This is a genomic window from Enterococcus sp. BWR-S5, assembly GCF_016745255.1.
Lineage (GTDB): Bacteria > Bacillota > Bacilli > Lactobacillales > Enterococcaceae > Enterococcus_L.
Genome location: NZ_JADOEQ010000014.1, coordinates 84,359 through 110,760, shown reverse-complemented (window position 1 = coordinate 110,760; position 26,402 = coordinate 84,359). Strand labels below are relative to the sequence as shown.

The window sequence follows — 26,402 nt, the reverse complement described above, 5'->3', positions numbered from 1 at the left end:
AGTTAAATATATTAATAATTCTGATTCTTATTAATTTAACTTTTTAGTATTTTTTATTTCTTCTTCGTACTTATAAGGCTAAATTATCATCAAATGTAAGCGTCGTCAACACTAATATATCAAAGATTACCAAAAACAACTATACAGTTAAAATCAATATGAGGTATAATGTTGTTACATAGAAAAGGATTAACTTTTAAGTTAAAAGGATGTGATTAATTATGGAACTCTCACTAGATTCGCTTTCATTACCTGTTTTTGAATGCTTGGCCAGCAACACTCGACTAGAGATTCTAAAGTTTATTGGAAGTGAAAAGAGAAGTATTGGAGAAATAGCTGCACACATGCAGATTAGCAACGCAATTACAACACGACACGTTCAGCAGATGGAGGATGCCGGTCTCCTAGGCTCTGAAAGAGGCATTGGAGAAAACCGAAACAAGAAGATGGTTTATCTAAAAGTGGATGATATTCATATTTCATTCCCTGAAAAAATTTATCAGGAATTTCAACTTCATTCTACCAGTCTAAAGCTGGGACATTTTGTGGATTTTTCAGTTACGCCGACTTGTGGATTGGCAACAGTGGATGATGTGGTTGGAAAGTCAGATGATCCAAAATATTTCATGGATTCCAAACGAGTCGATGCCGGACTCCTTTGGTTCAGCAGCGGCTTTGTGGAATACAAGGTGCCCAACCTGCTGCAAGAAAACGAATTGCCTGAACTATTGGAAATCAGCTTCGAGATTGCTTCAGAGTTTCCCTTGTCAAACAACATTTGGCCAAGCGACATCTCGATTTATGTCAATGATGTCAAAGTTGCCGTCTACACCGTACCAGGCAACTTTTCCGACACACGCGGACGTTACACGCCTAAATGGTGGAACGACAGCTTCAGCCAGTATGGCCTGCTGAAGCATCTCCGTATCAATAAGCTAGACACCGGCATCGACGGCCAAGCCTATTCCGATGTAACCATCTATGACCTGAAGCTTCACGAACAACCCTTTATCAAGCTGCGCTTCGCCGCCGAAGACGATGCCAAAAACCACGGTGGCCTAACCCTGTTTGGCGAAGGCTTTGGGAATCATAATCAGGATATCTTGATTAATACGTATTATTTGGATAAATAAAAAAGAGTAACAAGCAGCATGTTCGGATGAACAAATGCTTGTTACTCTTGGTTTTTGTGAGAGCGCCATTTAGAAACCTTCTTAAAATAAATCAATATATAATATATTTAATCAATTGTTGAGCAATTTCAGGAGAAACTTCAATCTCTTTTTCCGAAGGATAGTCGTAGTATATTGGAATACCAGTCAAAAAAACTTGCTTCTAATTGAATATAAATTTTGAAGAAAACAACATTTTGGCACATTTGATTAAATCCATTCATTTTTCCTTTTAGTAAATACTCTAAGAACAAATCAATTATCTGTATGATAAAGTACAACCTCTCCAACCATAGCCTAAACGTCAGTCTTTTAATCTTTAAAACCAAATTGTATGTAGCTGATACCCTAAAATTTATCTAGTTTTTCGCTTTGTGTTTTAAATGTTTCTTTTACTTGTTTCCCAAATTGCCCTTTTACAGAACTTCCAATATTTTCTGAAACACTGGCTAGATTAGATTTTACAGATGATAGTTCACTTTCACCAGCTTGCTCGGCCTTTTGTTTATTAGAATCCTTCTTTTGATTCATCGAACTACCAATTGCTGTACCAATAATCATTTTTTGTGCCTTTTTCTTTAACTCCTTTAATACATCTTCCAACATCAGAAATTCTCCTCTTTCTTAGATGATTCCTGTTCAGATAATTTGCGAAGATCACGATAATAATTATCTTCCAACTCTTCTACTTCTCGTTCGATTTTCTTTCTATCGTGTTGAGCAGCCTCGTAGACCTCTTCTTTCATATCCTCCAAGTTACGTAAAGCCTGTGCAATTACTTCTTGCTCCGCAACATAATCCTTCAAATAGTATTGAGCTCTATCTGCAATTTCTTCTAAATCCTGAATTCCCTTATCTCTTTCAAAAAGAATCTCTTCTTCTTTTTCTTCATAATTTCGCTTTTTTAATCGGAAATCACTTTCCAGCAATTCTTGTTTTTCCACCTACGTCCCCCCTCTATCAAAGCTGACTAGCCAAATCTCGATCACTTTGAACAAGCTTTTCAATACCAGACTGAATTTCAGAAACTAAAGCATCAAAGCTTTCGCCCATTTGTTTTGCCTTTGCTATTTTCTTTTCGTAAAATGCTGTAGGTTCAGTGACAACACTTGCTTCTGTCGCTCCTGCTGAAGCTAATGCTTCAATAATTTCTGATTCATTTAAATCTGTTCCAATCGACCGTGCACGTTGCAAACCATCAGTCCAGAGCTGCTCCGTTTCAACAATAGCATCCTGATAAAGTTTTATTACTGAAGCCAAACCTGTTTTCATCGTCTGCGAAGCAGCACTCACAGCTAATAGGGCTTGGCTGTTATTCAGATAAATTTCTTCATTTGCTGATAAACTACCTCCGCTTGCCTTAAGTCTATCTCTTAGTAATGATAATGAGTACATTGCTAATGCTGACTGATTTTGAATTTGAGCCAATTTAACTGCTCTTTTCTCTTGGCTATCTCCATTTACAATAAGGCGTCCATTTTTATCGAATTCCCATCCTTTTATATTATGACTATCCCCTTCAACCCAAATAATGGTTCCAAAATCTTCTCCTGTATATAAAGAAGAATTGAAATCATTCAAAAAAGTTGTCATATCTTTGTTATGGCGATAATTGATAAACAAATGTGGATTTTCTTTAATAAATTTTCGTGCCTCCGGTGATAGATTATTATAAATGAACCAACCATTAAATACTGTTGTTGGGATACCCAATCTCCCACCTACTTCAAGCATGTACGCAGATTGAGAATAGCCACTTAGCTGTGTAACTGTATATCCGTCTACATCGTTAACTCTATTTACAAAGTCTTCAGCAACCCCTAGCTGTCCCTCCTCGTGAAAAGGTGCTTTTCCATTAAATAGAGCACTCCACACATCCGTTGTTTTTTGACTAGGGTCTGTTCCAGCAGCTACTATTGAAATCTGATTATAATCCGGTTTACCATTGACAATTGGTGCTACAGCCAATCCTTGAAAACCGGTTTTATCATCATCCAACGTATCAACTACATGTACTACCTTATTATTTTTCATAGGAAGATCCTGTCCTTTTATAGGACGATCCAGCTTAGGTTTTTCAAGTTTTTCTTGATCCACATTATACACATACTCATTTAAAAGATTTAAATCCTCTTCAGTTAGGCTCATTCAGATTCCTCCCAATTATAAATAATCTCAGCATTTGGGCTACCTTCTTTTGATTTCCTTACTCCTTGCTCTCTCAATGTTTTAATCATCTCACCCTTAGTTCCTTTTGAAGTGTCATTTTCATCACGTGGATAAAATTCAAATATTCCGTCTGTATATTTCTCAACCCACTCTGGATGTCCAGCACTATATGAAAAAAATCCATTTCCCTCATCCACAGAATAATCATTGATTATCATAGAAGTATCAACACTAAGTGGTCCAGGACCTACGCTCCACCCAGTCCATTCAATTTTTTTTATTCCAACATAATTTTCAATGATATATTTTGATGCTTGTTCTTGTATTTCCCTTACTGCCTGATTTCTCTCTTCTCGTATTTCTTCTTGTTTGTCCATATACATTTTGCCTCCAATTCCTAAAATAATTATTGCGACACTACTTATTAATAGTACTATTTTCTTTTTATTCACAATATCTCCCATTTCTTTCGAATAATAAAATATATTTATACCTTCATTGCAGTCAGTAACTGAAGACATTACTTGCTGCTATCCAACAGGCTTTTCCAACACAGATTTCATTGATAATAGTTCAAAAAAATTAGTGATATGTAAATCAATAGCTAGAAAAATATTTCTCATCAACTAGCACTATTTATTCTCCTTTAAATTATAAATTATCTTTGCATTCGGACTTCCTTTAGCATCTTTTTTTACACCTATTTTTTTAAACTTATTTTCTTGTGTTTTTCCATCAATAATAGCATCATTATTTAAAACGGAATCCGTATATTTTTTTATCCATTCTGGATTTAAAGCACTGTAGCCTAACTGCACCTTACCATTTACCTCATCTTCATACCCATTAATTGTCATTGAAGTATCTATTCCTTTGGGACCTGAATAAAGAAGTGTATGGTTATCTGTACTCCAACCATTCCATTCAATCGTTTCAATACCTAAATAATTTTCAATGATGTACTTAGACGCTTCCTCTTGTGTTTCTTTTACAGCCTCCACATATTCTTTTCGTTCTTTCTCTGTCTGTTTATCCATGTACACTTTCCCCAAAATTCCTAAAATAAGTACAATTATAATTCCAATCAACAGCGCTAATCTTTTTTTAGACACAATATCCCTCGCTTCTATTTAAAAGAATATAACATTAATAATTATAGCAAACAGCATGTTTATAATACATACAAAAAACCATGTTTTTTCATTCTTTAAATCTTTTTCTATTTCGTATATCTTAAATGGGAAGTTGACTTCTTCAGTATTTATCCAAAATAGAAATAAATAGTACCAGCAATAAAGTCTAATAAATTCTCAAGAAATATTTTCTTTAAAAAATCAATTTGGCTCATATAATATGTTCTCCTCCAAAGAAAAAAAGTCTAGTGATTATATTTAAATCACCAGACTTCAGTTCCTTATTATTTTCCTTGAGCTTTTAGCAATGCTTCTCGCAGCTCATCATCTACAGCATAGATATATAGTCCGTTGACACCTCTGGTCAAAAGAACATTAAGTTCGTTCTTCAATAGCTTTTCTGCAACATACTCAGCCTCACCATTTTTCAATGTCCTGCGATTTTTAGCTTTGCGGTTCATGCTTCCTTCCCTATCAAAAATGATTTCTCCATTCCGATACTTTACAGAAGGACCGATGATAACTCCAGCATAATTCAAATCGAATCCTTGAACAGTAAATGTTGAGCCTACCTCACCAATGGTAAATTTGAACAAGACTTTCATCAATAGTGTAACACTTTTTTAGATGTATTAACTATGCACTTTTTTATAAACATCTTTAAGCATATAAGTTAGAACAAAGCTCTTAAATTCGTCATCTGTCAGATATTTATCGACAAACTTACTATTTGTTTCATACTTATCTATTAAGATATCTTGTGATTGTTTTTCAACACCTAAAACAAAATTGTCAAATGAGTTATTCTTAGCTTTCATTACGAAGCTTTCATCACTATGCATTTTGCTTGTCACTTGATCCATAAATAACTTATCTTCTGGATCAAAGTCAGTACCAAAACGCTCGTTAATTTTATCAATAATATCAGATAACCGAACCTTTTCCTCTTCTATAATTGAACTTACGCCATGACCAACACCTTCAATATATTCGATACCTGTTTTTTCCAAACCAATAGTACCAACAGCGGTTTGTTTAATTTTATAATAGTTCAAAGCTACATCATCAGGTAACGTAAAAGTATCTCTTTTTTTCTTAGGCAATTTTTTAATTAAGTAATTGACATAGAGATACATTTTATGAAGATCAACATCAGCAAAATCAATAATCTGTAATAGAAAGCCATAAGTTCTCAGATATTTAATTATTGCCTCTCTAACAATCTCCTGATCTTCTGCATTCAGTCTTTGATATCTTTCCACACCTTTGTCAATAATAGAGTTAAGTTTTCCTTGTTCAGATGCTGAGGATTCTAAATTCCCACTCATTACCAAGCTTGCTACTTTGTCTAGTTCCTCTAAAGTAACAATTTCATATTGATCAATTGTGTCTTTTAGTTCATATAACAGGTTAGGATCCGTTTCACTTTCTAGAGCTGTTGTTTCATAGTAAGGTTGAAATGCCTTTTTTATTTCTTCTGTTTCATTAACGAAGTCAAGAATGAATGTATCCGATTTTCCTGGGCAAGTTCGGTTTAACCTTGATAATGTTTGTACCGCTTTTACACCACTTAAAGGTTTATCAACATACATTGTTTGTAACAACGGTTCATCAAAACCGGTTTGATATTTTTCAGCAACAATCAGCACTTGGAAATCATCAGTATGAAATTTATCTGGTAGTTCACTTTCCGAAAAACCATTCATATTAGTCTCTGTATATGAAGTATCATCTCCATCTTCAACTTTTCCTGAGAAAGCAACCAATGTCTCCATGTCTTTATAGTGTCTTCTTTTGATATAATCATCCATCGCTAATTTATATCTTACGGCGTGTAGTCTACTAGATGTTACCAGCATCGCTTTTGCACGTCCATCTAGTTTATGCTGAGTACGTTCTCTGAAGTGTTCTACAATCACTTCTACTTTTTGTGCAATATTGTGTGGATGCAGAGAAACAAAACGACCAATTTTTTTCGTAGCTTCACTTTTTAGTACTTTCTCATCAGATGCAGAAATGATATTATAGTATGTTTTGTAGGTTGTATAATTCTGTAATACATCTAAAATGAATCCTTCTTCAATAGCTTGCCTCATAGAATATAAATGAAAAGGAGCAAACTTTCCTTCAGAGTTTTTACGCCCAAATCGTTCTAGTGTTTTAGGTTTAGGCGTTGCTGTAAAAGCAAAATACGAAACATTGGTTTGCTTACCACTTTTTACAATATCTTCTACAATCATTTCTTCTACATCCGTTAAATTATCCTCAATCAGTCGATCTTGTTCGTAAGCTTCTTCCAGCGTCATATTAGACAGCACCTGTGACATCGCTTTGGCTGATTTTCCACCTTGTGATGAATGGGCTTCATCAATCACTACTGCATAATTTTTACTGCTAAGTTTTGCTAGCTTATCCAAGACATATGGGAATTTTTGTAGAGTTGTTATAACAATACGCGTACCACTTTGAATCGCTTGTGCCAATTGATTCGAATCTTTATCAATTCTTTCAACTGTTCCTGCTTTATGTTCTAGCTGATAAACAGCATCCTGTAATTGTTTGTCTAATACTCTTCTATCTGTAATAACAATCACACTATCAAAAAAAGCTTTATTCTTTTGGTTATGCATTTTAGATAATCGATGTGCGAGCCATGAAATACTATTTGTTTTTCCGCTACCAGCCGAATGTTGGATTAAATAGTTTTGACCCACAGAAAATTTCCGAACATCATCTTCAATTTTTCTCACAACATCTAATTGATGGTATCGAGGAAATATTAGCGATTTTCTTTGATATAATAACTCTCCATTTGAATCTTTAATATCGTCTTTTTTGATATACATAAACTTAAAAATAATATCCAACAAACTATCTTTTTGTAAAACATTCTCCCACAAATAATACGTGCGATAATTTCCTTCACTTGGAGGATTCCCTTTTCCACCTTGGTTGCCAAGATTAAACGGTAAAAAGTTAGTATGCTCAGCTTTAAGCTCTGTCGTCATATATACTTCATCGGTATCAACAGCAAAATAAACGAGAGCTCTTTTGTTGAATTGAAACATTAATTCTTTGGGACTACGTGTTTCTCTAAATTGTTTCATTCCATCATACACTGTTTGATTAGTTAACTGGTTTTTTAATTCCATTACAACTAGTGGAAAACCGTTCACGAATAAAACCATATCTAAACTATTTTTTGATTCATGAGTATAGTAAACTTGTCGACTAACTGCAAAGATATTTTTCTCATAGTTCTCCACTAGTGTTCGATTTAATTCCGTTTCAGGTTTATTGTAGATTAATTTAAGATGTACCCCTCTATCTCTTACTCCATGACGAAGAACATCTAATAAACCTTTTCGATCTATTTCGCTCAAAATACGCTCCAGAATTTTATCATCTGCATTTCCTAAAGAATACTTACGCCGTAAATGATTGAGTTCTTTTTCTTGTGTAGACTCTAAAAAGCGCCATAACATCTTTTTATCAATTCCTGAAGATCGAAGAGAAGTTAGAGAAGGCTTATCAAAAACTAACGATTCATAGTTTGTATTCATCAAATAGTGTTCTATATTTCCCTCAAATCCTCGTTCTGATGTATCAATCGCCATTTTTTTCAGCCTCCTTTAAATAAGACTCCATTTCTTCAATAGGTATCTTCCCAGTAACCGCTTCGTGAATTAATGATTGACGGTATTCTTTCATTTTGGATATTTGTATTTTTATTAAATCTATACCGAGTACAATATCATCATTGCTACATTTTATTGTTTCTATAATCTCAATCTGTTCTTCTTTTGGAGGTACCATTATAGGAAAATTTTTAAACGTTTTAGTTTGAAGTCTCCATCTACCTAGTTTGGACACTCCCTGACCTAATCCATAAAAGATTTTCTGTTTATAGCACATTTGAAAATACATTAAAAAATATTCAGCCAAATCTTTACTATTATTCAGTGTAAAAACTCTATAATCTGGACTAGTTACCCCATACTTATAATTAGAGATATCTATATATCCTGTTAATAAATCCATTCCATTCATAACAAAATCATTCTTTAAAACTTGCTGATACTTTGAATAAGATTCTGCATGTTGTCCGGAGTAATCTTCAATGTTTTTCTCTTTTATCCCCCGTTGAGTCATAGAAAAAACTACAGGATTATCTATACAATTTACTCTTTTGTTGATTGTAAATTTATTTTTTATTTTGCTAATTTCCCAATGTTCAGGAATCTCTCCAATCCAATCTACTCCAGAGTTTTTCATTTTTACATTAGGATTTAATCCTTTTGTGACAGCTTCTGTTATCATTGCTTGACGTTGCTCTTCAAGAAGTTTGATTTGTTTTTCTTTGATGACAATTAGTATATCAACTTCCATTATTTTACTATTTAAAAAATCAACAATAAGTTTTTGAATGTAAAGTGGGGGCAACAATAATCGTAAATTATACAATTTACTAGCTTTAATTCCTAAAGCAGTTGATCCTGTTGCTAAAGATAATAAATTTTGATTAAACCCTTTTGATAGCACCCAATATTTAAAAAAATAATTGTCTAATACATCTTTTTTTCCTCTAAATTTAATCACTCTCTGAGCTAGTGCTATGTCTTCTCTATCAACATTAGCTACTTCACCAAGTGGAGCTTCAGTCGTGAACAAAACATCACTTAATTTTGGTAAACCTCTAGACATCACTGTAGGATAATCATCTATTGCTATATACTCTTTAGATATTTCATAATCAATCTTACCATTTTTAATATTTTTTGCTGTAACAAGAAATATACCTTCATCTGTTTTTTTAGGTGTTTTTCCTCGATAGTCTACCAATGTATCAATATATTTAGTCATTCCAACTAATTTCCAGTTATCTGGATATTTTCCTATCCACTCTGTATCAAAGTAACTTTTAATCATTGATAAACACCTTCTTCAATTGTTCAGAAATTTCAACTTCTAACTCTCGAATCTCACCAAGTATTTCTTTTGAGCTTCTAATCGGTGTATATTTATAAAAATGTCTTGTAAAAGGTATTTCATAACCAACTTTTGTTTTTGTTTCATCTATCCAAGCATCTGGAACATGAGGTAGTACTTCCTGTTCAAAGTATTCTTGTATATCTTCTTTTAAAGGAATAGATTCATAGTCTCTCAGTTCAGTATCTGCTTCGACAGTCGTTTTATTTTTCATGCAGATATCAGCAGTTTCATCTCTCTCAGATAATCCATTTAGAATCGCTTTGAAAATAGCATTTGGAACAGTTAGTTCCTCTTTTTTGAATAACTCTTTTAATTGTGTTGTAAATTTATCTCTATTTTTGACTAGGTTATCAGAGCTATGTGCCAGCAAAGTAGTTATAATTGCCTGTTGTAGAGTCCTACCCTCTTCAACTTGTTTCTCTCCAGCCTCTCTTTTTTTCTTTGAAGTAGCTAAATTTTGAAAGGCTTTTTCGTATTTTACACGTTCGATACGTTCTTCTGATAAATTAAAGTTTAAACGTAACGGTCTTTCAACAGTAATTTTATGAAAGCCAAAATCTTCGTTATCAAAAATTTTTACTTTTTTATTTTCTTTTGTCTCATTATAAAGAGAAACGATTTCGATTATTTGCTCTTCAGAAATCTCATTACGCTTATTTCCCATGCTCTTTTTCATTTTTTTAGAAAAATTAACCGCATTTACTAACGTTACCTTGCCTCTTCTATGCGGTTCTTTGTTATTCGTTAAAATCCAAATATACGTTGAAATTCCTGTATTATAAAACAAGTCATTTGGTAAAGCAACTAAGCCTTCAACCAAGTCATTTTCAAATAAATACCGACGAATTTCACTTTCACCTGATCCAGCATCGCCAGTAAACAAGGGAGAACCATTCATAATAATCGCTATTCTAGAACCATAAGGATTTTCTCTAGTCACAGGTTTCATTTTAGAAATCAGATGTTGTAAAAATAATAATTGCCCGTCACTCGTACGAGGAAGACCCGCACCAAATCGACCATTAAATCCCAAATCATTATGTTCGTCTTTTACAGATTTTTCTACTTTTTTCCAGTCTACACCATATGGTGGATTAGAAATCATAAAATCAAATTTGTCGTTCTTAAATTGGTCATTCGTTAGTGTATTGCCCAAACGAATATTATCTGCATTTTCTTTTTTTAGAAGTAAGTCGGATTTAGCTATAGCATAGGACTCCTCGTTTACCTCTTGTGCATGAAAAATTAACTCTCCTAAATTGTTATGACTCTTCATGTACTCGTTTGCTACAGAGCCCATTCCTCCAGTACCCGCCGCACAATCATATAGTGTCTTCGTGATTCCTTCCGTTGCAATATCAATGCGATCATCATTAAATAAAAGATGAACCATTAATCGTATTACTTCTCTTGGTGTATAATGGTCTCCTGCTTCTGTATTTTCAGAAAATCGGCGGATTAACTCTTCAAAAATATAACCCATTTCAATATTTGATACCACGCTGGGATGCAAATCAATCTCAGAGAATCGCTTAAGCACCTCATACAACAAATCATTTCGGTCTAATTTATCAATTTCAGGATCAAAGTCAAAATATTGAATAATTTCATTCGCATTTTTGGAATATCCATTCAAGTAATCTTTAAAGTTATCTGCAATATTATCTGGATCACTCAACAAGTTGCTAAAATCATAATTACTAATATTGTAAAAATCTTCTTTAGATGCTTTTGTTAGCAAAGCATGTTGTACTCCTTCAGGTTTATCTTTAATCATTTCATATTTTTTTAAAACTTCTTCTTTTGTGCTATCTAATACACAATCAAACCTTCGAATAACAACTAAAGGTAAAATTACCTCCCCATAATTCTCTGGTTTATATTCTCCTCTTAATACTTCAGCTATTGACCATATAAAGCTAACTTTATCTTGAAAATTCACATCTATATCTCCATTCTATTGTCTACTAAATAAATACATTATAACAAAAATAGTTCAACTTTATCAGTACTTTCAAAAACAGATTATCCTATTTCTTATCTACGTTAACGTAATTAATTATTCAAGTCCTTCATTAATTCTTTAACAGAAGAAAATCCTCCATACAAATTTCCATTTTCTGTGTCTTCAATTGCTCGTAATGTTTCTTGATTCATTTTATTTACTTCAAAAGGAGCTTTGGATTCTTTCAAAAACAGTTCCTCTTGTTTCAGATTACCTAGGATCTCATGCTCTTTCTCCTTATTTATGGATATCTCTATTCCTCATTTTTTCTACAGTATATTCTATAAAATAATAACATAAAATCAACCTAATTTTACCCTAATATAATTAAATTACATACACTAAAAAAGGGTTCATCATTCTCTTCAAGGTCAAAATCAAGATCACTAATTTTCATAAAAAACGAAAAACAGCTATAAACGCTGTTATCTCAACGTTTATAGCTGTCATAAATTTTTAACCTACACTGCCTTCCATCTCATAAGAAATCAATCGATTCAACTCCACCGCATATTCCATCGGCAGTTCCTTCGTAAATGGTTCAACGAATCCCATTACAATCATCTCAGTGGCTTCGACTTCTGATAGGCCACGGCTCATCAGGTAGTACAGCTGTTCTTCTGAGATTTTTGATACCTTGGCTTCGTGCTCCAAGGCTACTTGACTGTTGTGAATTTCATTGAATGGGATTGTGTCAGATTTGGATTTATCATCCATGATAATCGTGTCACACTCGATGTGTGAAATTGATCCGGCGCTATCTTTGCCGAAGGTTACTTGTCCTCGGTAGTTTACTTCGCCGCCATCCTTGGCAATCGATTTGGAAACGATTGAGCTGGATGTATTTGGTGCGTTGTGAATCATTTTTGCGCCTGTGTCCTGCACCTGGTTTTCACCGGCAAAGGCGATGGAAAGCATAGTTCCACGAGCGCCGCGTCCATCTAGGTAAACGCTTGGGTATTTCATGGTTGTTTTCGCACCAAGGTTTCCGTCAATCCATTCAACGGTTGCACCTTCGTAGGCTTTTGCTCGCTTGGTTACTAAGTTGTACACGTTGTCTGACCAGTTTTGAATGGTTGTGTAACGACAATACGCATTTTTTCGTGTGTAGATTTCAACGATAGCAGCGTGCAGGCTGTTGCTTGTATAGGTTGGTGCTGTACAGCCTTCCACGTAGTGAACACTGGCATCTTCATCCACGATAATCAATGTCCGCTCGAACTGTCCGGTATTTTCTGCATTGATACGGAAGTAGGTTTGTAGTGGTACGTCCACTTTTACGCCTTTTGGTACATAGATAAATGTCCCGCCTGACCATACTGCTGAGTTCAGTGCCGCCAACTTGTTATCTGTTGGCGGAACTAGTTTCGCAAAGTATTCCTTGAACAAGTCAGGATATTCCTTTAAAGCAGAGTCCGTATCGGTAAAGATAATACCTAGCTTTTGGAACTCTTCCTTCATGTTGTGGTAAACAACCTCTGATTCATACTGTGCAGAAGCGCCTGCCAGATACGCACGTTCGGCTTCTGGAATCCCGATACGTTCAAAGGTTTCTTTGATTTTATCCGGTACATCGTCCCAGTCACGTGCCGGGCGATCACTTGGTTTTTGGTAGTATTTAATTGCACTAAAATCAATGTCAGACAGGTCTGCGCCCCATTTTTGCATAGGCATTTTGTTGAACTGCTCTAATGATTTCAAGCGGAATTCAAGCATCCATTCCGGTTCTCCCTTTACACGGGAAATTTCTCGCACGACTTCCTCCGTCAGACCCTCGCCAGTACTAAAAACTGGTTGAACATCATCGTGGAAGCCGAATTTATATTCTTCTAACTCTGGTACGCCGCTCATTGTTTCACGCTCCCTCTTCTTCTATCTGCTAAGCGGGGAAATGTTTTCTCCTCGTTAAAACGTCTCATTCAGTCTACGTCTTGTTGTTTCAGCAATGCAGCTGACCTGCTGTTCCTTGGCCATCATTCTCAACGGCCTTTTCCAATGCCTTCCAAGCCAGTGTGGCACATTTGATCCGTGCCGGAAACTTACTGACATTTTTCAGCATGGACGCATCGCCCAGCTTTTCATCATCTGCTACTTCGTTTCCCTGTACCAGCTGTGAAAAGGCTTCTGCCAGGTCTTCCGCTTCGGCAACTGTTTTACCAATGACGGCATCCGTCATCATACTGGCACTTGCCGTGCTGATGGAACAGCCGCTGCCGGAAAAAGCAATGTCTTTAATGATATCGTCTTGAATGTCTACCTGCAATTCGATGACATCGCCGCAGGTTGGATTGTTCATTTCAATTTTTTTACTGGAATCTCCCAGTGTCCCATGGTGATGGGGATGGCTGGAATGATCCAATATTACTTGACGGTATAGGTTTTCTAATTTAGATAACGCCATCTTGGAAAAACTCCTTCGTTGCCATAATCGCCTCTATCAGACGATCTGCATCTGCTTTTGTATTATAAAGATAAAAACTCGCTCTTGCTGCTGACGGAACCTCCAAATATTTCAGTAAAGGCTGTGCACAATGGTGACCTGCACGTACAGCGACGCCTTCCATATCTAGGGCGGTTGCTACATCATGAGGATGTAAACCGTCTAGATTAAAGGCAATTACACCTGTATGATCCTTTGGGTCTTGCGGTCCGTAAACAGTCAGGCCTTCAATCGCCTGCAGCTTCGGCAGAACATAAGCAACAATTTCTGCTTCATGCTGATGAATATTTTCCAGACCGATTGACTGTAGATAGTCAGCAGCTGCGCCTAGTGCAATGGCTCCACCGATATTTGGTGTCCCTGCCTCGAATTTCCATGGAAGCTCCTTCCATGTGCTGTCGTAAAGGTTGACGAAATCAATCATCTCGCCACCAAATTCGATTGGCTCCATTTTTTCAAGCAGCGCGCGTTTTCCATATAATACACCAATTCCGGTAGGTCCGCACATTTTATGTCCGCTAAAAGCAAAGAAATCTGCATCCAGCTCTTGTACATCTACAGCCATATGAGGAACGGATTGTGCACCATCGACAACCATTACGGCACCATGTGCATGGGCAAGCTCTGCCAGCTCTTTCACCGGATTGATGACACCCAAGACATTCGATACATGGGCAATTGATACAATCTTAGTTTTGTCTGTAATCTGCTTTCCGGCACTGTCCATATCCAAGTAGCCTTCAGGCGTAATATCAATATACTTTAAGGTTGCGCCTTTGCGAGCTGCCAGCTGTTGCCAAGGAATAATATTGGAATGGTGCTCCATGTATGAAATCACAATTTCATCTCCGGCATTCACCGCAACATCACCATAGCTTTTAGCAATCCAATTCAACCCGGTTGTCGTTCCTCTGGTAAAAAGAACCTCGGCTGTTTCTCCGGCATGAATCAGCTTTCTCAGCTTTTCACGTGCTTCTTCATATTCCTTTGTTGCCCGCTCCGCTAAGGTGTGTACCCCGCGATGAACATTGGCATTGTCATGCTCATAATAATAAGTCAGCTTATCTAAAACTGCCTTTGGCTTTTGAGTCGTCGCTGCATTATCCAGATAAACAAGTGGCTCGTCATTGACTTCTTGAAACAAGATTGGAAACTCTTGACGAATCTTTTCCACGTCTATCATGCATTCAACTTCCTTTCAATCACTTCAACAAATTCATCTCGTACTTCTTTGACAGGAATTGCAGTAATTACGGAACCAAGGAAACCGCGAATCACTAAGCGTTCTGCTTCCGTTTTTGGTAAGCCTCGACTCATTAAATAGTACATTTCCTCCGGATCGACGCGACCCACACTAGCTGCGTGTCCCGCAGTGACTTCATTTTCATCAATCAACAGAATTGGGTTGGCATCCCCGCGCGCTTTATCAGAAAGCATCAAGACACGACTTTCCTGCTGTGCATCTGCTCCTTTTGCGCCTTTTAGGATGTGACCGATTCCGTTGAAGGTCAACGTACCTCTGTCACGAATAACGCCATGCTGCAGAATATGACCAATCGAATGAGACGCTTTATTTGTAACACGTGTATCGATTCCTTGTGTTTGTTTTCCAGCACTGATTGCTACGACCTTGACCTCAGAATGTGAACCCTCGCCCACTAGATCAGAATCGAAATCAGCTACGACATCGCCATCATTCATCACACCTAATGCCCAGTCAATAGAAGCATCACGCATGATATGACCCCGACGGTTCATATAAGTAGAAAGGTTTTCACCTAATTGATCGATTGCAGAGTATTTCACTTTTGCTCCGGCTTTTGCAATCACCTCAACGATGATGTTTGCCGATGTTTTGATATTTTTACCTTCCAAGGTTTGGTATCTTTCCAAGTAGCTGATTTCACTGTGCTCGTCGGCTACAATCAGCACATGCTTGAAGAATGGCTGTTCACTGGAAGAATCTTGGAAGAATAATGCTTCGATTGGTTCTTTAATGACCACATTTTTTGGTACATATAGGAAAACGCCGCTATTCATAAAGGCTGTATGGAATGCAGTCAGCTTGTCTTCATCCACCTGTACCGCTTTTGTCATATAATATTCTTTGACTAACTCAGGATACTCCTGCATCGCTGAGAAGATATCTGTAAAAATTACACCTTTATCTGCTAAATCAGCAGACAGCTGTTCAAAAATTGTTGCAGAATTCTGCTGAACAATCACTGGATTGTCCTTCATTTCACCAAAGCTTGGCACATGACCGGAAGCTGGTACATAATCTTCTGTGTTTACATTAAACAATGGCCAGCGATGAAATTTCACACGCTCGATCATTGGCAGCTCCAACTCAACTGCCTTTTGCAAACCGGAAACACGCAGCTCTGTCATCCATGAAGGTTCATCCATTTGAGCGGAAAAGGCGTGGATATCATCAAGATAAGTTGTTACGTTCATCTCTTTCATTTACCGTGCCCTCCTTATGCTTCTTCTTCTTTGTATTCAATACCCAATTCTTTACTGATTCCTGCATAGCCTTCTGCTTCCAAGCGTTTCGCCAAATCAGCGTTGCCTGTCTTCACAACTTTACCGTTCATCATGATATGCACCACATCAGGTGTGATGTAATTTAGTAGACGTTGGTAATGGGTGATGATTAGCGAGCCGAAGTTCTCACCACGCATTTCATTAACACCTTTTGCAACAACCTTCAGCGCATCAATATCCAAACCAGAATCGATTTCATCTAAAATTGCAAAGGTTGGTTCCAGCATCAACAGCTGCAGGATTTCATTTCGTTTTTTCTCCCCACCGGAAAAGCCTTCATTTAGGTAGCGTTCTGCCATTTCTTCCGGCATATTTAGTAAATCCATTTTACTATCTAATTTTTTTAGGAAGTCCATGACAGAGATTTTGTCATCTTCATCACGTGTTGCATTGATAGCCGCACGCATGAATTCCGCATTGGTGATTCCCGGAATTTCACTTGGGTACTGCATAGCCAGAAACAGACCTAAACGTGCCCGCTCATCAACTTCTAACTCAAGAATATTTTCACCATCTAAAAGAATTTCACCTTCAGTTACTTCATAATTAGGGTTCCCCATAATTGCTGCAGATAGAGTTGATTTCCCTGTTCCGTTTGGTCCCATGATTGCATGGATTTCTCCGGTTTTCATTGTCAGGTCTACGCCCTTCAGGATCTCTTTATCGTCAATTGATACGTGCAAATTTTTTATTTCTAAAACTGACATGCCTTGTTCCCTCCAACTTTAAATTATAATTTCGTTCTCATTCATTCTATCCTAATTGATAATGAATCGCAATCTCTTTGCCATCGAGATTCTTTATTTTTCATATGTTTCTACCCTATTATCCCTTCTTAATTGTAATATTTATAACTTGAGAAGAAGTTTTGATAGCAAATAATAAATTAACAGAAAACGATAATTATATGATTCATAGGTGTGATAGCGCTTTTCTAAAAAAATAGGTAAAATTTTATATAAGCTACCTCATCATTGTAAGAAATTACTATCAAAAAAGGTGCAAGCAATCGGAGGTCGTTCTCCATGATTGCTTGCACATCAATTGATTATTCACCAAATTCCTTTGGGTAGTACTCACCACAATCCGAAAAATACCGTGAATAGGGACTGCTATACGTAGGCCATTTTTCAGCTAACTGCAGCATATGACTGATTTTCTCTGGTGTCGACTCGCAAATCAGTAACGCGCCTACGGCAAATTCTTCGGTAGGAAGGGTAATCGCTGTCGCCCCCAACATATTCACGACACGCAGAAGTCCTTTGTTCCCTTGCCTTTGCAGATCCTGTGTTCGTTCATCAAAATGCCCCAATACCGTATCTCCCAATCCTGCCGTATCTACAGGCCCTTCTTTACTAATTAATACATCACAGCTTTTCAGAAGCTCTTTCAGTTCGGGCATCAAAGCTTCTCGTGAATCAAACTTGAAAGCTAAACTCTCTATGCTGGTCTGACCTTCCCATTCACCTGCTTCCTCCTTAGAGAAATCAGTTGAATCATAAATAATTGTCGGTATTCTCTCGGCTGACTTTACAGGTAAGCTAACAGCCAGTACTTGCTGCAATAAGTGAAAGCTTGCAGTGATAAAGCCCAGAGACGGATGAAAGGAAATACCATCTGTTGATACCTTGCTCGCTTGCTGCTGCATATTTTCTTCATCCAATAACGGACTGATAAACCCAATAAGATTAACCGCCATTGCCGGAGCAATGACAGAGCCGCCACCATCTGTTCCCACACCAATATCATTAATACCCAATAACACATTAATCGCTGTTCCACTGGAGGAGCCCGTCATCGGTCGTCCTGTATAGGGATTCTTTAGTTGGATATCCACCGCTCGTCCGGCGACTGAGGCTTTATCCAGCGTGTGAAGATAGACACCGACAGCCTCCAAAGATTTGATAAACTCTGAAGATACTTGGCTGCGATTTTTGACTCCGGCATAATAGACCCATGTCTCCTCTTGAAATCGATCAATAATCATCGGATACACTTTTTCCACAGAATCATAGGGATTCTTTAACGCAATAAAACTCTTTTTTGCTCCTTCAATCGCTGTAGGTTGATTCATCTGCACACACTCCAATTCTATGATTGACTAAATGGCACTTCACTAAAAAAGGTCAGAGGATAGCTACTCCTCCGACCTCCTGTCTGGCAAAACTATGACACTAATCAATCCTTAGCTCCTTACAATCAGATAAACGGTGTTCCAAAAGCAACTCTCTCGGAAATAAGTAAAATAATTTCAAAAATATGAGAAGCTATTTTCGAATTATTTTGCTTATTTCTCGGAGCTGAACGCTTTTGTCACAGCCTTCTTGCACTTTCTATTTGTTTCAGTTAAATATCTTAGTTAAAAATGACTCGCCATGCTGGGGTGCTGCAACATCAAAATAATCTGCCACTGTTGCACCGACATCGGCAAGTGTTTTTCTTTCCCCGATTTGTTTTTTCTCGATACCCTTACTATAGACTAACAACGGCACACGTTCTCTTGTGTGGTTGCTGTGACCGATTGTCGGATCGTTCCCATGATCCGCCATCACAATCAGTACATCCCCTTCTTGCAGCAAAGGCAGCAGCTCTTTGATTCGTCGATCACTGACCTCTAAGCGATCAGAGTAACGCATCACATCTTCCGCATGCCCTGCCAAGTCTGTTTCCTGAATATTCAAACAGATAAAACCATTAGCTATCGCCCGTACTTCCTCAAGTAATGAATCAAACAGCTGGTCGCTGTCTACTCCTGGAAATAGACGTGTGCTTTCTGTCTGAACAATATCAGCTACCTTTCCAAGTAAGGAAACCGTGACAGCTGATTTATCTAAAATCGTCGGTACTTGCACATTCTTATCAATGCCATAGCCTAAATGAACCACCTGATAGCCGTGATTATAGACCCCAGATTCCGGTGCATCGACACCTGCGATTTCATTATTTTTCACTTTTCGGGCAGCCAATAAATCAGTTAAATCGACCTGCTCACCGCCAAAAGTAATCACTCGAGAAACCTGTACAACCTCACGTACGCAATGTCCGATTTCCTTTAGTGCTTCATAAGAAATCAAATCCAGACAACCGGTTACATTGTAGACCTGACCATAATCTGTTTCTAAATTATCGCCGACTGTCACACAGTCATTCACAACTAGAATTTTTGGCTCATCTACTGCGCCGACGCGACGGACAGCATAGCCATGAGCCTTCAACGCTTCCTCTACTACATCTATTTTGGCATTAAAGGGTTGAATCAACGGAATTTTTGGGGTTGTTCCCATGATTTCCTGATGCCCTAAAAATGAGTCTGCCCCGTGATGCGCAAGATTGGCTGTGCCCCAATTCGCAGTCTCAGAAAACTTATGCTGCTTATATTCTTTACCGATTGCATTCATCAAGCCCAGTGCTTCTAGCGTTGGCAGCTGAATCTCCGGATTTTTCTCCATAATATGCAGTGCTGTATTACTGCCTAAATCCCTTGGTCGAACCTCTTTTACATCAGCCATAGCGCCTACACCATAGCTGTCCAATACGATTACTACAAATCGTCCCATGGGTCTCACCTTCTTATTCTATTTCCTTGACTGTCAAAGATTCCTTCAAGCTTGGGACTGCCGCTTTGAATACCGGAAACAACTGCTACATCGCTTCTGGTAACAAATATTTGTGTTCGAAACGCTGCGATAACTGTTGCACCAACTTCATGCTCCTGCTCCGCTTGTAAATAGTAGTCAATATTTTCTGCTGAGAACGGGATCATTCGATCCAATCGTTCCTCTGTGCCATCAACAAGTATGTTCTCTAAATGCCCCCGACGATAGTAACCGCCGCCATAAAAATAGCTGTGCTTATCTAACGAATGAGAAATCTCACTGACATATACCATAGCCGGCAGCTCAGGCAAGTCCAGCTTTGCATGAAGCGGTGTGCTCCCTGTCAACGCGTGCCCTGGCTCCCCTTGTGTACCGCCTAATTCCTTGATAAATGGAATCGTGCGGACACAGGTTGCTGAGGGAATGTTCAACTCTAATTGAGTGATTCCTTGTTCCGCAAATATTGCTTTGGCTTTTCTAATGCTTTCTACATTGTGCGTAGGTACCAAGTCCTCTTCTCCATCGAACAAAAAACATGGAAACGAGGTCAAGCCAGCTAGTTCAACGTGTTCCATTGTCTGATATGCATGGATTAACTCAGGCAAATCAGCAAGATGAAACCCGCCATATTGCCCCTCATAAATTTGGTCGTCCGCTTCCAATATTTTAATTAGAATTCGTTGTTTACAGCCTAACTCCTGACACACCTGCTCGATTTTTTTCAGCATGTCCAAAGAATAGACCGTGATATAATCTGGTTGATGTGCAATAATTTTTTTCAGCAAATGAACAGGTATCTGTACCAAATGCCCCACATTGCCAATAGGCAGCCCATTGTCAATCATCACTAATGCTTCTTTATAATCAACAACAACGGCTTTATCAATTCCTGCTGTCCTGATGGCTTTCGCTACCAGCGGATTACGACCTAATTGCTTGGTCATATAAAACAATTCAATTCCAGACTCATCTGCCTGCTTTTTCATCACAGCAGCATTCGCCTGAATAGTATCCAAATCCAATATATACGTATCCGGGAGGACTTGCCCCGTTTGATGAAGCATTTTAGCTGTTTCGATTAGTTTAGGGTTTCTTCTGCGTACTACATCTAAAAACATCCAACCCCCTACCCTTCATTCAGCATATTGCAAATATGCAGGTAGAAGTAATCAAGCTCCGTTTCCTCAAAAGCAATTGGCGCAAGTGCTGCTAATTCCTGCCACAAGCTTTGAGAATGTAAGTATTGTGGATCGCTGATAATCTGCTCTTTAATAAATGGATCGAGTGCGTTCACCGTTTCGCCACTTTTCTGGCGTGCTGCCGCCATGGCCAGGTGAGTTAGAAAAACATCCGCTTCCTGATCGTCTTTGATTATCTGCTTTTCTTTCAAATAATCACATACTGCTAATACATAATGATGAACCTCCGTATCAATGATACCGGATTCCTCTAATACAATTAATTTTTGCTTAATCATAGTCCCTCCTGCTAATAACGGGGAACCATTTCTCCTGCCGTGACCTGCTTTTGAATCAACAAGATTTCTTCCTTCAATAGATTGTTTTTCAAAATGGCCTGCATCGCCTGATCGTCCTTATGACAGATAATCACCGCGGCGCTCATATCCTCTTGAATTTGTGATGTTTCCAAAAATTTATAGTTCATATTCTGATAGTTTTTATCAACGATTTCATCATAGTTCCAAACACCGGCATCGATTCGCTGTTGGTTCAGCCCATGAATCAATTGATGTCCAGGCATCTCAACAAGCTCAATCTCATGACCTTCAGTCAGTGTTTGTGTCAACAGCTGTTGGTCATAGGAGCTGTAATCGATTCCCACACGCATCCCATTTTCTATCTGATTTTTTGAAACATCCGCAAACAAAAGAATATGCTGTGACAGGTAGGTGTGTTCCCCAAAATCACTTACAATTCGAATTGGTTCATTTTGATTGATTGCTTCCTGTGCTGCAAAGCGTGAAACGACCGCAAAGCGATAGGTCTCCGTACAAATCGAACGAATTCTTTCCTTTGATCCTCGAATATATGCCATATTCAGCTTAATGTTCTGCTGTTCAAATGAGGAATACAGTCCGGTGGCAAAGCCTTCATAAAGTCTTGAGTATGGTAAAGGCATTGTTCCCAGAACAGATTCGGAAACAGCATATTCCTGTAAAATGGTGTAATTGATATCAACTAGAAATGTTCCTAAATGACCTCGGCTTTCACAAACAATGGCCTGCTTCTCCTTTAAAAAGTTCAACGCATTTTGAATCGTCCCTCTGGACACATCGAACTTCTTTTGATATTCACTGACAATGGGCAGCTTATCTCCCTTTTTTAGTTGGATCAAATCAGAAGCCAAATAGTTTGTTACAATCCCCTTTTTCTTTAGAAACATCTCGTTCATCTTTCAATTCACCCTTTTCTTTTAATTCTCTGTCATCGCCTGCTTTAAAATACGAATGATTGTATCTACACCGGCTCGCATTGGATTAATCCGAATCATTTGCTCCTCTGCCTCCGGATCAGCTGCACGAAAGGTACCGGAAATCCGATAAAACATTGGCACAAACTCATACTTAGACTCTGCGCCTACCGGATTCGGTGCTGCTCCCAGCTTTTCAGCTGCGGCCAGAACTTTTTTCGCCAACGGCTGCTGCAGCTTCACGATGACTACCTTTGATTGCGCATTCACAATGAAGGCACTATCAACGCCAGCGACTTCTCCTTCGTTCAGTCGTCGGCAGACTTCTTCGCTCACTTGCGCAGATAATGCAAGTGCCACAGGTGCATAAATCATCCCTTGCAAAACAGCAATGCTTTCGTGCCCTTGGACCTGACTACCGCCGGAATAATTTTCCTTGCGCAGCGTATCAATATACTGCTTCTCACCAACGATACAGCCAATCCCTTCCGGCCCTAACAATTTAAAGGTTGAAAAGCATGCGAGTGTACCACCGATTTGTGCACCGATTGCCGGTGTTTTCAATGTTGAATAGTTATCGTCTGTTACGATTGGAATCTCCTTGTCCACACTACGAATGGTCGCAATGAGCTCCTTTAAATCGTAAGAATCATCTGGTTTTTGTCTTGTTACTTGGATTAAGATACCATCCAGTCCGCCAGCAGAAACAGCGGTTTTCACAGCTGCACTGTCATTGAAATCAGCAGCTTTTGTCTGGATACCCATCATTTCGATGGAGGTTTTTGTCGTTGGATAGATTGGCGCTTCATGCACCAAAACTGTTCCGCCCGTTCCTATTGTAGCATGTAATGCCTGTCGAATGGCACTTGTTCCAGCACCTCTAACCAGCATTGCCGCTTCACAATCAAAAAAATGTGCCAGCACCTGTTCTACTTTTTTCGTCGTGATTGGCTGATTCAATCCTTGAATGACACCTAAATCACCACGAGTCAAAATCTCCGTTCCTGTAAAAACCTTGGTGACTTCATCTACTAGCCGAAATTGCAGTTGTGAGGCCTCGGCGACACTCAAGCTTGGTAAAGGATATACATTCATCGCTTGTTCTCACTTTCCTTCATTGATTTACTTTGTTCCATCTTTTCACTTAACTTTATCTATCCGAGAAAAACTTCTGTGGATTCGTTACCAGCATCTTTTGAATAAATGACTCAGAAATACCATTTTCCTTCATCAGCGGAACAAACACATCTAATATGTAAGAATAGCCAATACCATTTTGATATTCCAAATTAGATTTTCTGGTGATGTCCATTGAAAGGAAGACTCTATCCGTGTATCCTGCCGCTTCGATTTGCTGCAGCATCTTCACTCGTTCAATATCCGGCAGATAGTTTTCTTTCCCTACTGTATCAAATTCCACATAGACACCTTGCTCCAGCATATGAAGAACATAGTCGCCACTGCCGCTCAAATCCACATGTCCAATCACAACCTTGGAAAGCTCCACACCATTTTCTTTGAAAAACGCCACCTGCTCATGACCAAAGGTGCCTAATGTTGTATGGGTCGTAATTGGTGTACCGGTTTTCTTGTGTGCGATGACTGCAGCGTTGAAAACCTTTTTCTCTCGCTCTGTCCAGCCATCTTTACTTGAGCCAATCTCACCGATAATTTGTGCCTTAATTGATGTATCGGCAATTCCTTCTTCAATCTCTTTAACCATCAACTCAGCCAGCTGTTGCGTGGAATATTCATCAACGATTTCCGGCAAGAAACGTTCTGTATAAAAACCGGTCGCTTGAATGATATTGATTCCTGAGGCTTCTGCTGCCTTTTGAACATACAGCGGATTCCGCTTCATATCCATCACTGTAACATCTACAATATTTCTTACACCTTTAGTATACAACTTTTTGTATTCTGCGACAGTCTCTTCAAAACAATTTAGATTTGTATCATCAATGTTTTTGATACGGGACAGGTCAATTGTTGTATGCTCGTGCATATACGTAATGCCTTCTACTAATACCATCTATTTCATCCCTTCTGCTGTTTAGCCTGCCGGCGTGAACAGACCCAATAAATAAAGAATGTTTACAATAATACCAAGACTGATTGCTGCTACCGGGCCAACTGCCAAGTCAACAATCGGTTTCTTCGCTGTTTTGTTCAACAGAGAAAGACCGATGACCCAGAAATACCCAATGCCGGGCGCAATCGATTCAGAAGCCATTGCTCCACCAATCAGCAAAGCCACTTCCAATACCTTGTTCATTGAAGTACGGATATACTCACCCATCTCACGGACACCAGGGAAACGATCCAATCCTTTTGCCATACCATTAAGCAACAGAATTTCTACAAACATCACTGCCGCACCAACCACAAACGCTACGATTGGATTTCCTCTTAACAGAATACCAACGACGAATACAAAGGTTGTACCAGCCGGGCTATAAACACCGGTAACAATTGCTGTAGAGAAAACTAATGGAATAAAACCAATCCCTCGGGCAAATGCCGCTAAGGCTGCTTCACTGAATTTTCCTTCACTTAATAGATTTAAAGAAATCGGGTCACCGGCAATCATCAGTAAGCTTGTTGCTGCACTGACCAGACCACCTGTAAGAGACAACAATATCCAGTTTTTCTTGATACGTTCAACACGTTCAAGGAAAATACTCATCAGATTTTGGTTAGAATCATTGCCATCCCCTTTTACTTGAATCGCAAAGACAATCATGAAAATCATGCCAACTAGTAAGGACATCCCTTCCGCACTCAGCGTAAAGCTTGTTCCATTACCAATATTGAACGTTCCAAATTTTTTCACTGTGAACAGAGTTAGCATCGTTGCCAGAAAAGCAATCGCGCCTTTTTTGAAGTTGTGCTGATGGGCAATTGCCACTGCCGGGAAAATAGAGAATGCAATAACAACCGGAGAACCTACCATTGATAAAGAATCAAGGAAGTTGATTGGCAGCTTCGCAAACAAATCGACGACTGCCTGTAAGCCTAATACAATTCCCACACCATAAAGTGCACCGACAACACCGGAAATTACCATCCCCTTTGTTCCTTCAGGCGACCAAGAACCGATAATATCTGTTGCCAATAAAATACTGTGTACTAAAATAATTGAGGCACCGATTGACACCGGAATACCAAAACCGATAACTAACCCGAAGCTCAATGCAAAGCTTGTTGCTGCAATTTCCTTCTTACCAATTTTTCCTTCAAGAAATTCCGGAACAATCGGGCGTAATCCATCATTAAACACCGCAATCCCGCGATTTGCCAGAATTGAACACACGCCTCCTAACAATGCAATAACAACCAATTCCATTACCTTAGATCCATCCATTTCATTTCCTCCCTGTTATTCACCTAGTTTTCCCAGCTCATCCATCAAGATTGGTACAACAATCTCCTTATGCTGAGCGGTAAAACCAAACGCTTTTTTTCCATTACGAACGCTTTGACGAATCTCTTCTTCGTCCATTACTTTCCCCGGCATAGAGACCGTTTCACAATTTTCTCGTCCCAGCAATGCCAGTGCCATCGCTAATGCTCCACCGCCGCCAGTATTACAAGCACCTAAGTAAAAATCTGCCTGACCTGATTTGATTGCCATCGCAGCATCCAAATCACTTTTCACTTCAGCAGTGAATTTTCCGTCTGCATATTTCTCAACCAATGCAAACACTTCGTCCTTGTCAATCTGACCGCCTACTACGATTTTCTTCATAAATCATTCCTCCTGCTTGAATATTCTCAAAATACATTTTTTTGTATATTGATAAGTAAAGCTGTGAACTATCTGGATATTTCTAAGAATAGTTCAAAATACATTTTTTTGTATATTGAGAGATAAAAATAAAGTATTTATAAATACAATCGAAGTATAAAACATACCTG

At 38.4% G+C, this 26,402-nt stretch carries 24 protein-coding genes and 1 pseudogene; 1 reads left to right on the top strand and 24 read right to left on the bottom strand.

What is annotated here, in order from left to right; translation table 11 throughout:
- The first annotated feature begins 221 nt into the window (after nucleotides 1–221).
- A complete protein-coding gene (locus tag IW510_RS15700; RefSeq protein WP_202061259.1) occupies nucleotides 222–1,133 on the top strand; it encodes an ArsR/SmtB family transcription factor in 912 nt (303 codons plus the stop codon).
- Between the two features lie 387 nt (nucleotides 1,134–1,520).
- On the opposite strand, the gene IW510_RS15695 is transcribed toward IW510_RS15700, so the two are convergent.
- From IW510_RS15695 to IW510_RS15580, 24 genes and pseudogenes are all read right to left on the bottom strand, one after another.
- Nucleotides 1,521–1,778 carry a hypothetical protein gene (locus tag IW510_RS15695; protein WP_202061257.1) on the bottom strand — a complete coding sequence of 86 codons (258 nt, stop codon included), beginning with the start codon at nucleotides 1,776–1,778 and terminating at the stop codon, nucleotides 1,521–1,523.
- Nucleotides 1,778–2,116 (bottom strand): hypothetical protein, encoded by a 339-nt coding sequence (locus IW510_RS15690; protein ID WP_202061255.1) that lies wholly within the window; start codon nucleotides 2,114–2,116, stop codon nucleotides 1,778–1,780. Before IW510_RS15690 ends, IW510_RS15695 begins: the two co-directional genes overlap by 1 nt.
- Nucleotides 2,117–2,132: 16 nt before the next feature.
- Nucleotides 2,133–3,320, bottom strand: a complete 1,188-nt coding sequence (locus IW510_RS15685; RefSeq protein WP_236674771.1) for a hypothetical protein — start codon at nucleotides 3,318–3,320, stop codon at nucleotides 2,133–2,135.
- The gene (locus IW510_RS15680) at nucleotides 3,317–3,862 is read right to left on the bottom strand and encodes a hypothetical protein (RefSeq protein ID WP_202061254.1); all 546 of its coding nucleotides are present in this window, start codon (nucleotides 3,860–3,862) and stop codon (nucleotides 3,317–3,319) included. Before IW510_RS15680 ends, IW510_RS15685 begins: the two co-directional genes overlap by 4 nt.
- Before the next feature lie 111 nt (nucleotides 3,863–3,973).
- Nucleotides 3,974–4,453, bottom strand: a complete 480-nt coding sequence (locus tag IW510_RS15675) for a hypothetical protein (protein WP_202061252.1) — start codon at nucleotides 4,451–4,453, stop codon at nucleotides 3,974–3,976.
- Nucleotides 4,454–4,758: 305 nt separating this feature from the next.
- Nucleotides 4,759–5,058: pseudogene (locus IW510_RS15670) on the bottom strand (DNA/RNA helicase domain-containing protein); the annotation flags it as partial.
- Between the two features lie 48 nt (nucleotides 5,059–5,106).
- On the bottom strand, nucleotides 5,107–8,091 hold the full coding sequence (locus tag IW510_RS15665; RefSeq protein ID WP_202061251.1) for a type I restriction endonuclease subunit R: 2,985 nt from the start codon (nucleotides 8,089–8,091) through the stop codon (nucleotides 5,107–5,109).
- On the bottom strand, nucleotides 8,081–9,403 hold the full coding sequence (locus IW510_RS15660) for a restriction endonuclease subunit S (protein WP_202061250.1): 1,323 nt from the start codon (nucleotides 9,401–9,403) through the stop codon (nucleotides 8,081–8,083). Before IW510_RS15660 ends, IW510_RS15665 begins: the two co-directional genes overlap by 11 nt.
- A complete protein-coding gene (locus IW510_RS15655; protein ID WP_330932663.1) occupies nucleotides 9,396–11,408 on the bottom strand; it encodes a type I restriction-modification system subunit M in 2,013 nt (670 codons plus the stop codon). The genes IW510_RS15660 and IW510_RS15655 overlap by 8 nt, the downstream gene beginning before the upstream one ends.
- A gap of 113 nt (nucleotides 11,409–11,521) precedes the next feature.
- Nucleotides 11,522–11,659, bottom strand: a complete 138-nt coding sequence (locus IW510_RS15650; protein WP_202061249.1) for a hypothetical protein — start codon at nucleotides 11,657–11,659, stop codon at nucleotides 11,522–11,524.
- A gap of 268 nt (nucleotides 11,660–11,927) precedes the next feature.
- The gene (gene sufB, locus IW510_RS15645; RefSeq protein ID WP_202061248.1) at nucleotides 11,928–13,322 is read right to left on the bottom strand and encodes a Fe-S cluster assembly protein SufB; all 1,395 of its coding nucleotides are present in this window, start codon (nucleotides 13,320–13,322) and stop codon (nucleotides 11,928–11,930) included.
- Between the two features lie 88 nt (nucleotides 13,323–13,410).
- Complete coding sequence (gene sufU / locus IW510_RS15640; protein WP_202061246.1) at nucleotides 13,411–13,872, bottom strand: Fe-S cluster assembly sulfur transfer protein SufU; 462 nt, start codon at nucleotides 13,870–13,872, stop codon at nucleotides 13,411–13,413.
- Entirely contained in the window at nucleotides 13,859–15,094 is a 1,236-nt protein-coding gene (locus tag IW510_RS15635) for a cysteine desulfurase (RefSeq protein WP_202061244.1), read from the bottom strand. Before IW510_RS15635 ends, sufU begins: the two co-directional genes overlap by 14 nt.
- Nucleotides 15,091–16,377, bottom strand: a complete 1,287-nt coding sequence (gene sufD, locus IW510_RS15630; protein WP_202061242.1) for a Fe-S cluster assembly protein SufD — start codon at nucleotides 16,375–16,377, stop codon at nucleotides 15,091–15,093. Before sufD ends, IW510_RS15635 begins: the two co-directional genes overlap by 4 nt.
- A gap of 14 nt (nucleotides 16,378–16,391) precedes the next feature.
- Nucleotides 16,392–17,165 carry a Fe-S cluster assembly ATPase SufC gene (gene sufC, locus IW510_RS15625; protein ID WP_202061240.1) on the bottom strand — a complete coding sequence of 258 codons (774 nt, stop codon included), beginning with the start codon at nucleotides 17,163–17,165 and terminating at the stop codon, nucleotides 16,392–16,394.
- 341 nt (nucleotides 17,166–17,506) lie between these two features.
- Nucleotides 17,507–18,532, bottom strand: coding sequence for an amidase family protein (locus IW510_RS15620; protein ID WP_202061239.1), 1,026 nt, complete (start codon nucleotides 18,530–18,532; stop codon nucleotides 17,507–17,509).
- Between the two features lie 268 nt (nucleotides 18,533–18,800).
- A complete protein-coding gene (locus IW510_RS15615; protein WP_202061238.1) occupies nucleotides 18,801–20,015 on the bottom strand; it encodes a phosphopentomutase in 1,215 nt (404 codons plus the stop codon).
- A 5-nt stretch (nucleotides 20,016–20,020) separates the two neighbouring features.
- Nucleotides 20,021–21,172, bottom strand: a complete 1,152-nt coding sequence (locus IW510_RS15610; RefSeq protein ID WP_202061237.1) for a YhfX family PLP-dependent enzyme — start codon at nucleotides 21,170–21,172, stop codon at nucleotides 20,021–20,023.
- Between the two features lie 8 nt (nucleotides 21,173–21,180).
- Complete coding sequence (locus IW510_RS15605; RefSeq protein ID WP_202061236.1) at nucleotides 21,181–21,531, bottom strand: PRD domain-containing protein; 351 nt, start codon at nucleotides 21,529–21,531, stop codon at nucleotides 21,181–21,183.
- 11 nt (nucleotides 21,532–21,542) lie between these two features.
- Nucleotides 21,543–22,466: a GntR family transcriptional regulator YhfZ gene (gene yhfZ, locus IW510_RS15600; protein WP_202061235.1), complete on the bottom strand. Its 924-nt coding sequence runs from the start codon at nucleotides 22,464–22,466 to the stop codon at nucleotides 21,543–21,545.
- 21 nt (nucleotides 22,467–22,487) lie between these two features.
- Entirely contained in the window at nucleotides 22,488–23,579 is a 1,092-nt protein-coding gene (locus tag IW510_RS15595; RefSeq protein ID WP_202061234.1) for an aminotransferase, read from the bottom strand.
- A gap of 55 nt (nucleotides 23,580–23,634) precedes the next feature.
- Nucleotides 23,635–24,516, bottom strand: coding sequence for a phosphotriesterase family protein (locus IW510_RS15590; RefSeq protein ID WP_202061232.1), 882 nt, complete (start codon nucleotides 24,514–24,516; stop codon nucleotides 23,635–23,637).
- 21 nt (nucleotides 24,517–24,537) lie between these two features.
- Entirely contained in the window at nucleotides 24,538–25,848 is a 1,311-nt protein-coding gene (locus tag IW510_RS15585; RefSeq protein ID WP_202061230.1) for a YhfT family protein, read from the bottom strand.
- A 15-nt stretch (nucleotides 25,849–25,863) separates the two neighbouring features.
- Nucleotides 25,864–26,232 carry a DUF2620 domain-containing protein gene (locus tag IW510_RS15580; RefSeq protein ID WP_202061228.1) on the bottom strand — a complete coding sequence of 123 codons (369 nt, stop codon included), beginning with the start codon at nucleotides 26,230–26,232 and terminating at the stop codon, nucleotides 25,864–25,866.
- Nucleotides 26,233–26,402: the final 170 nt, after the last annotated feature.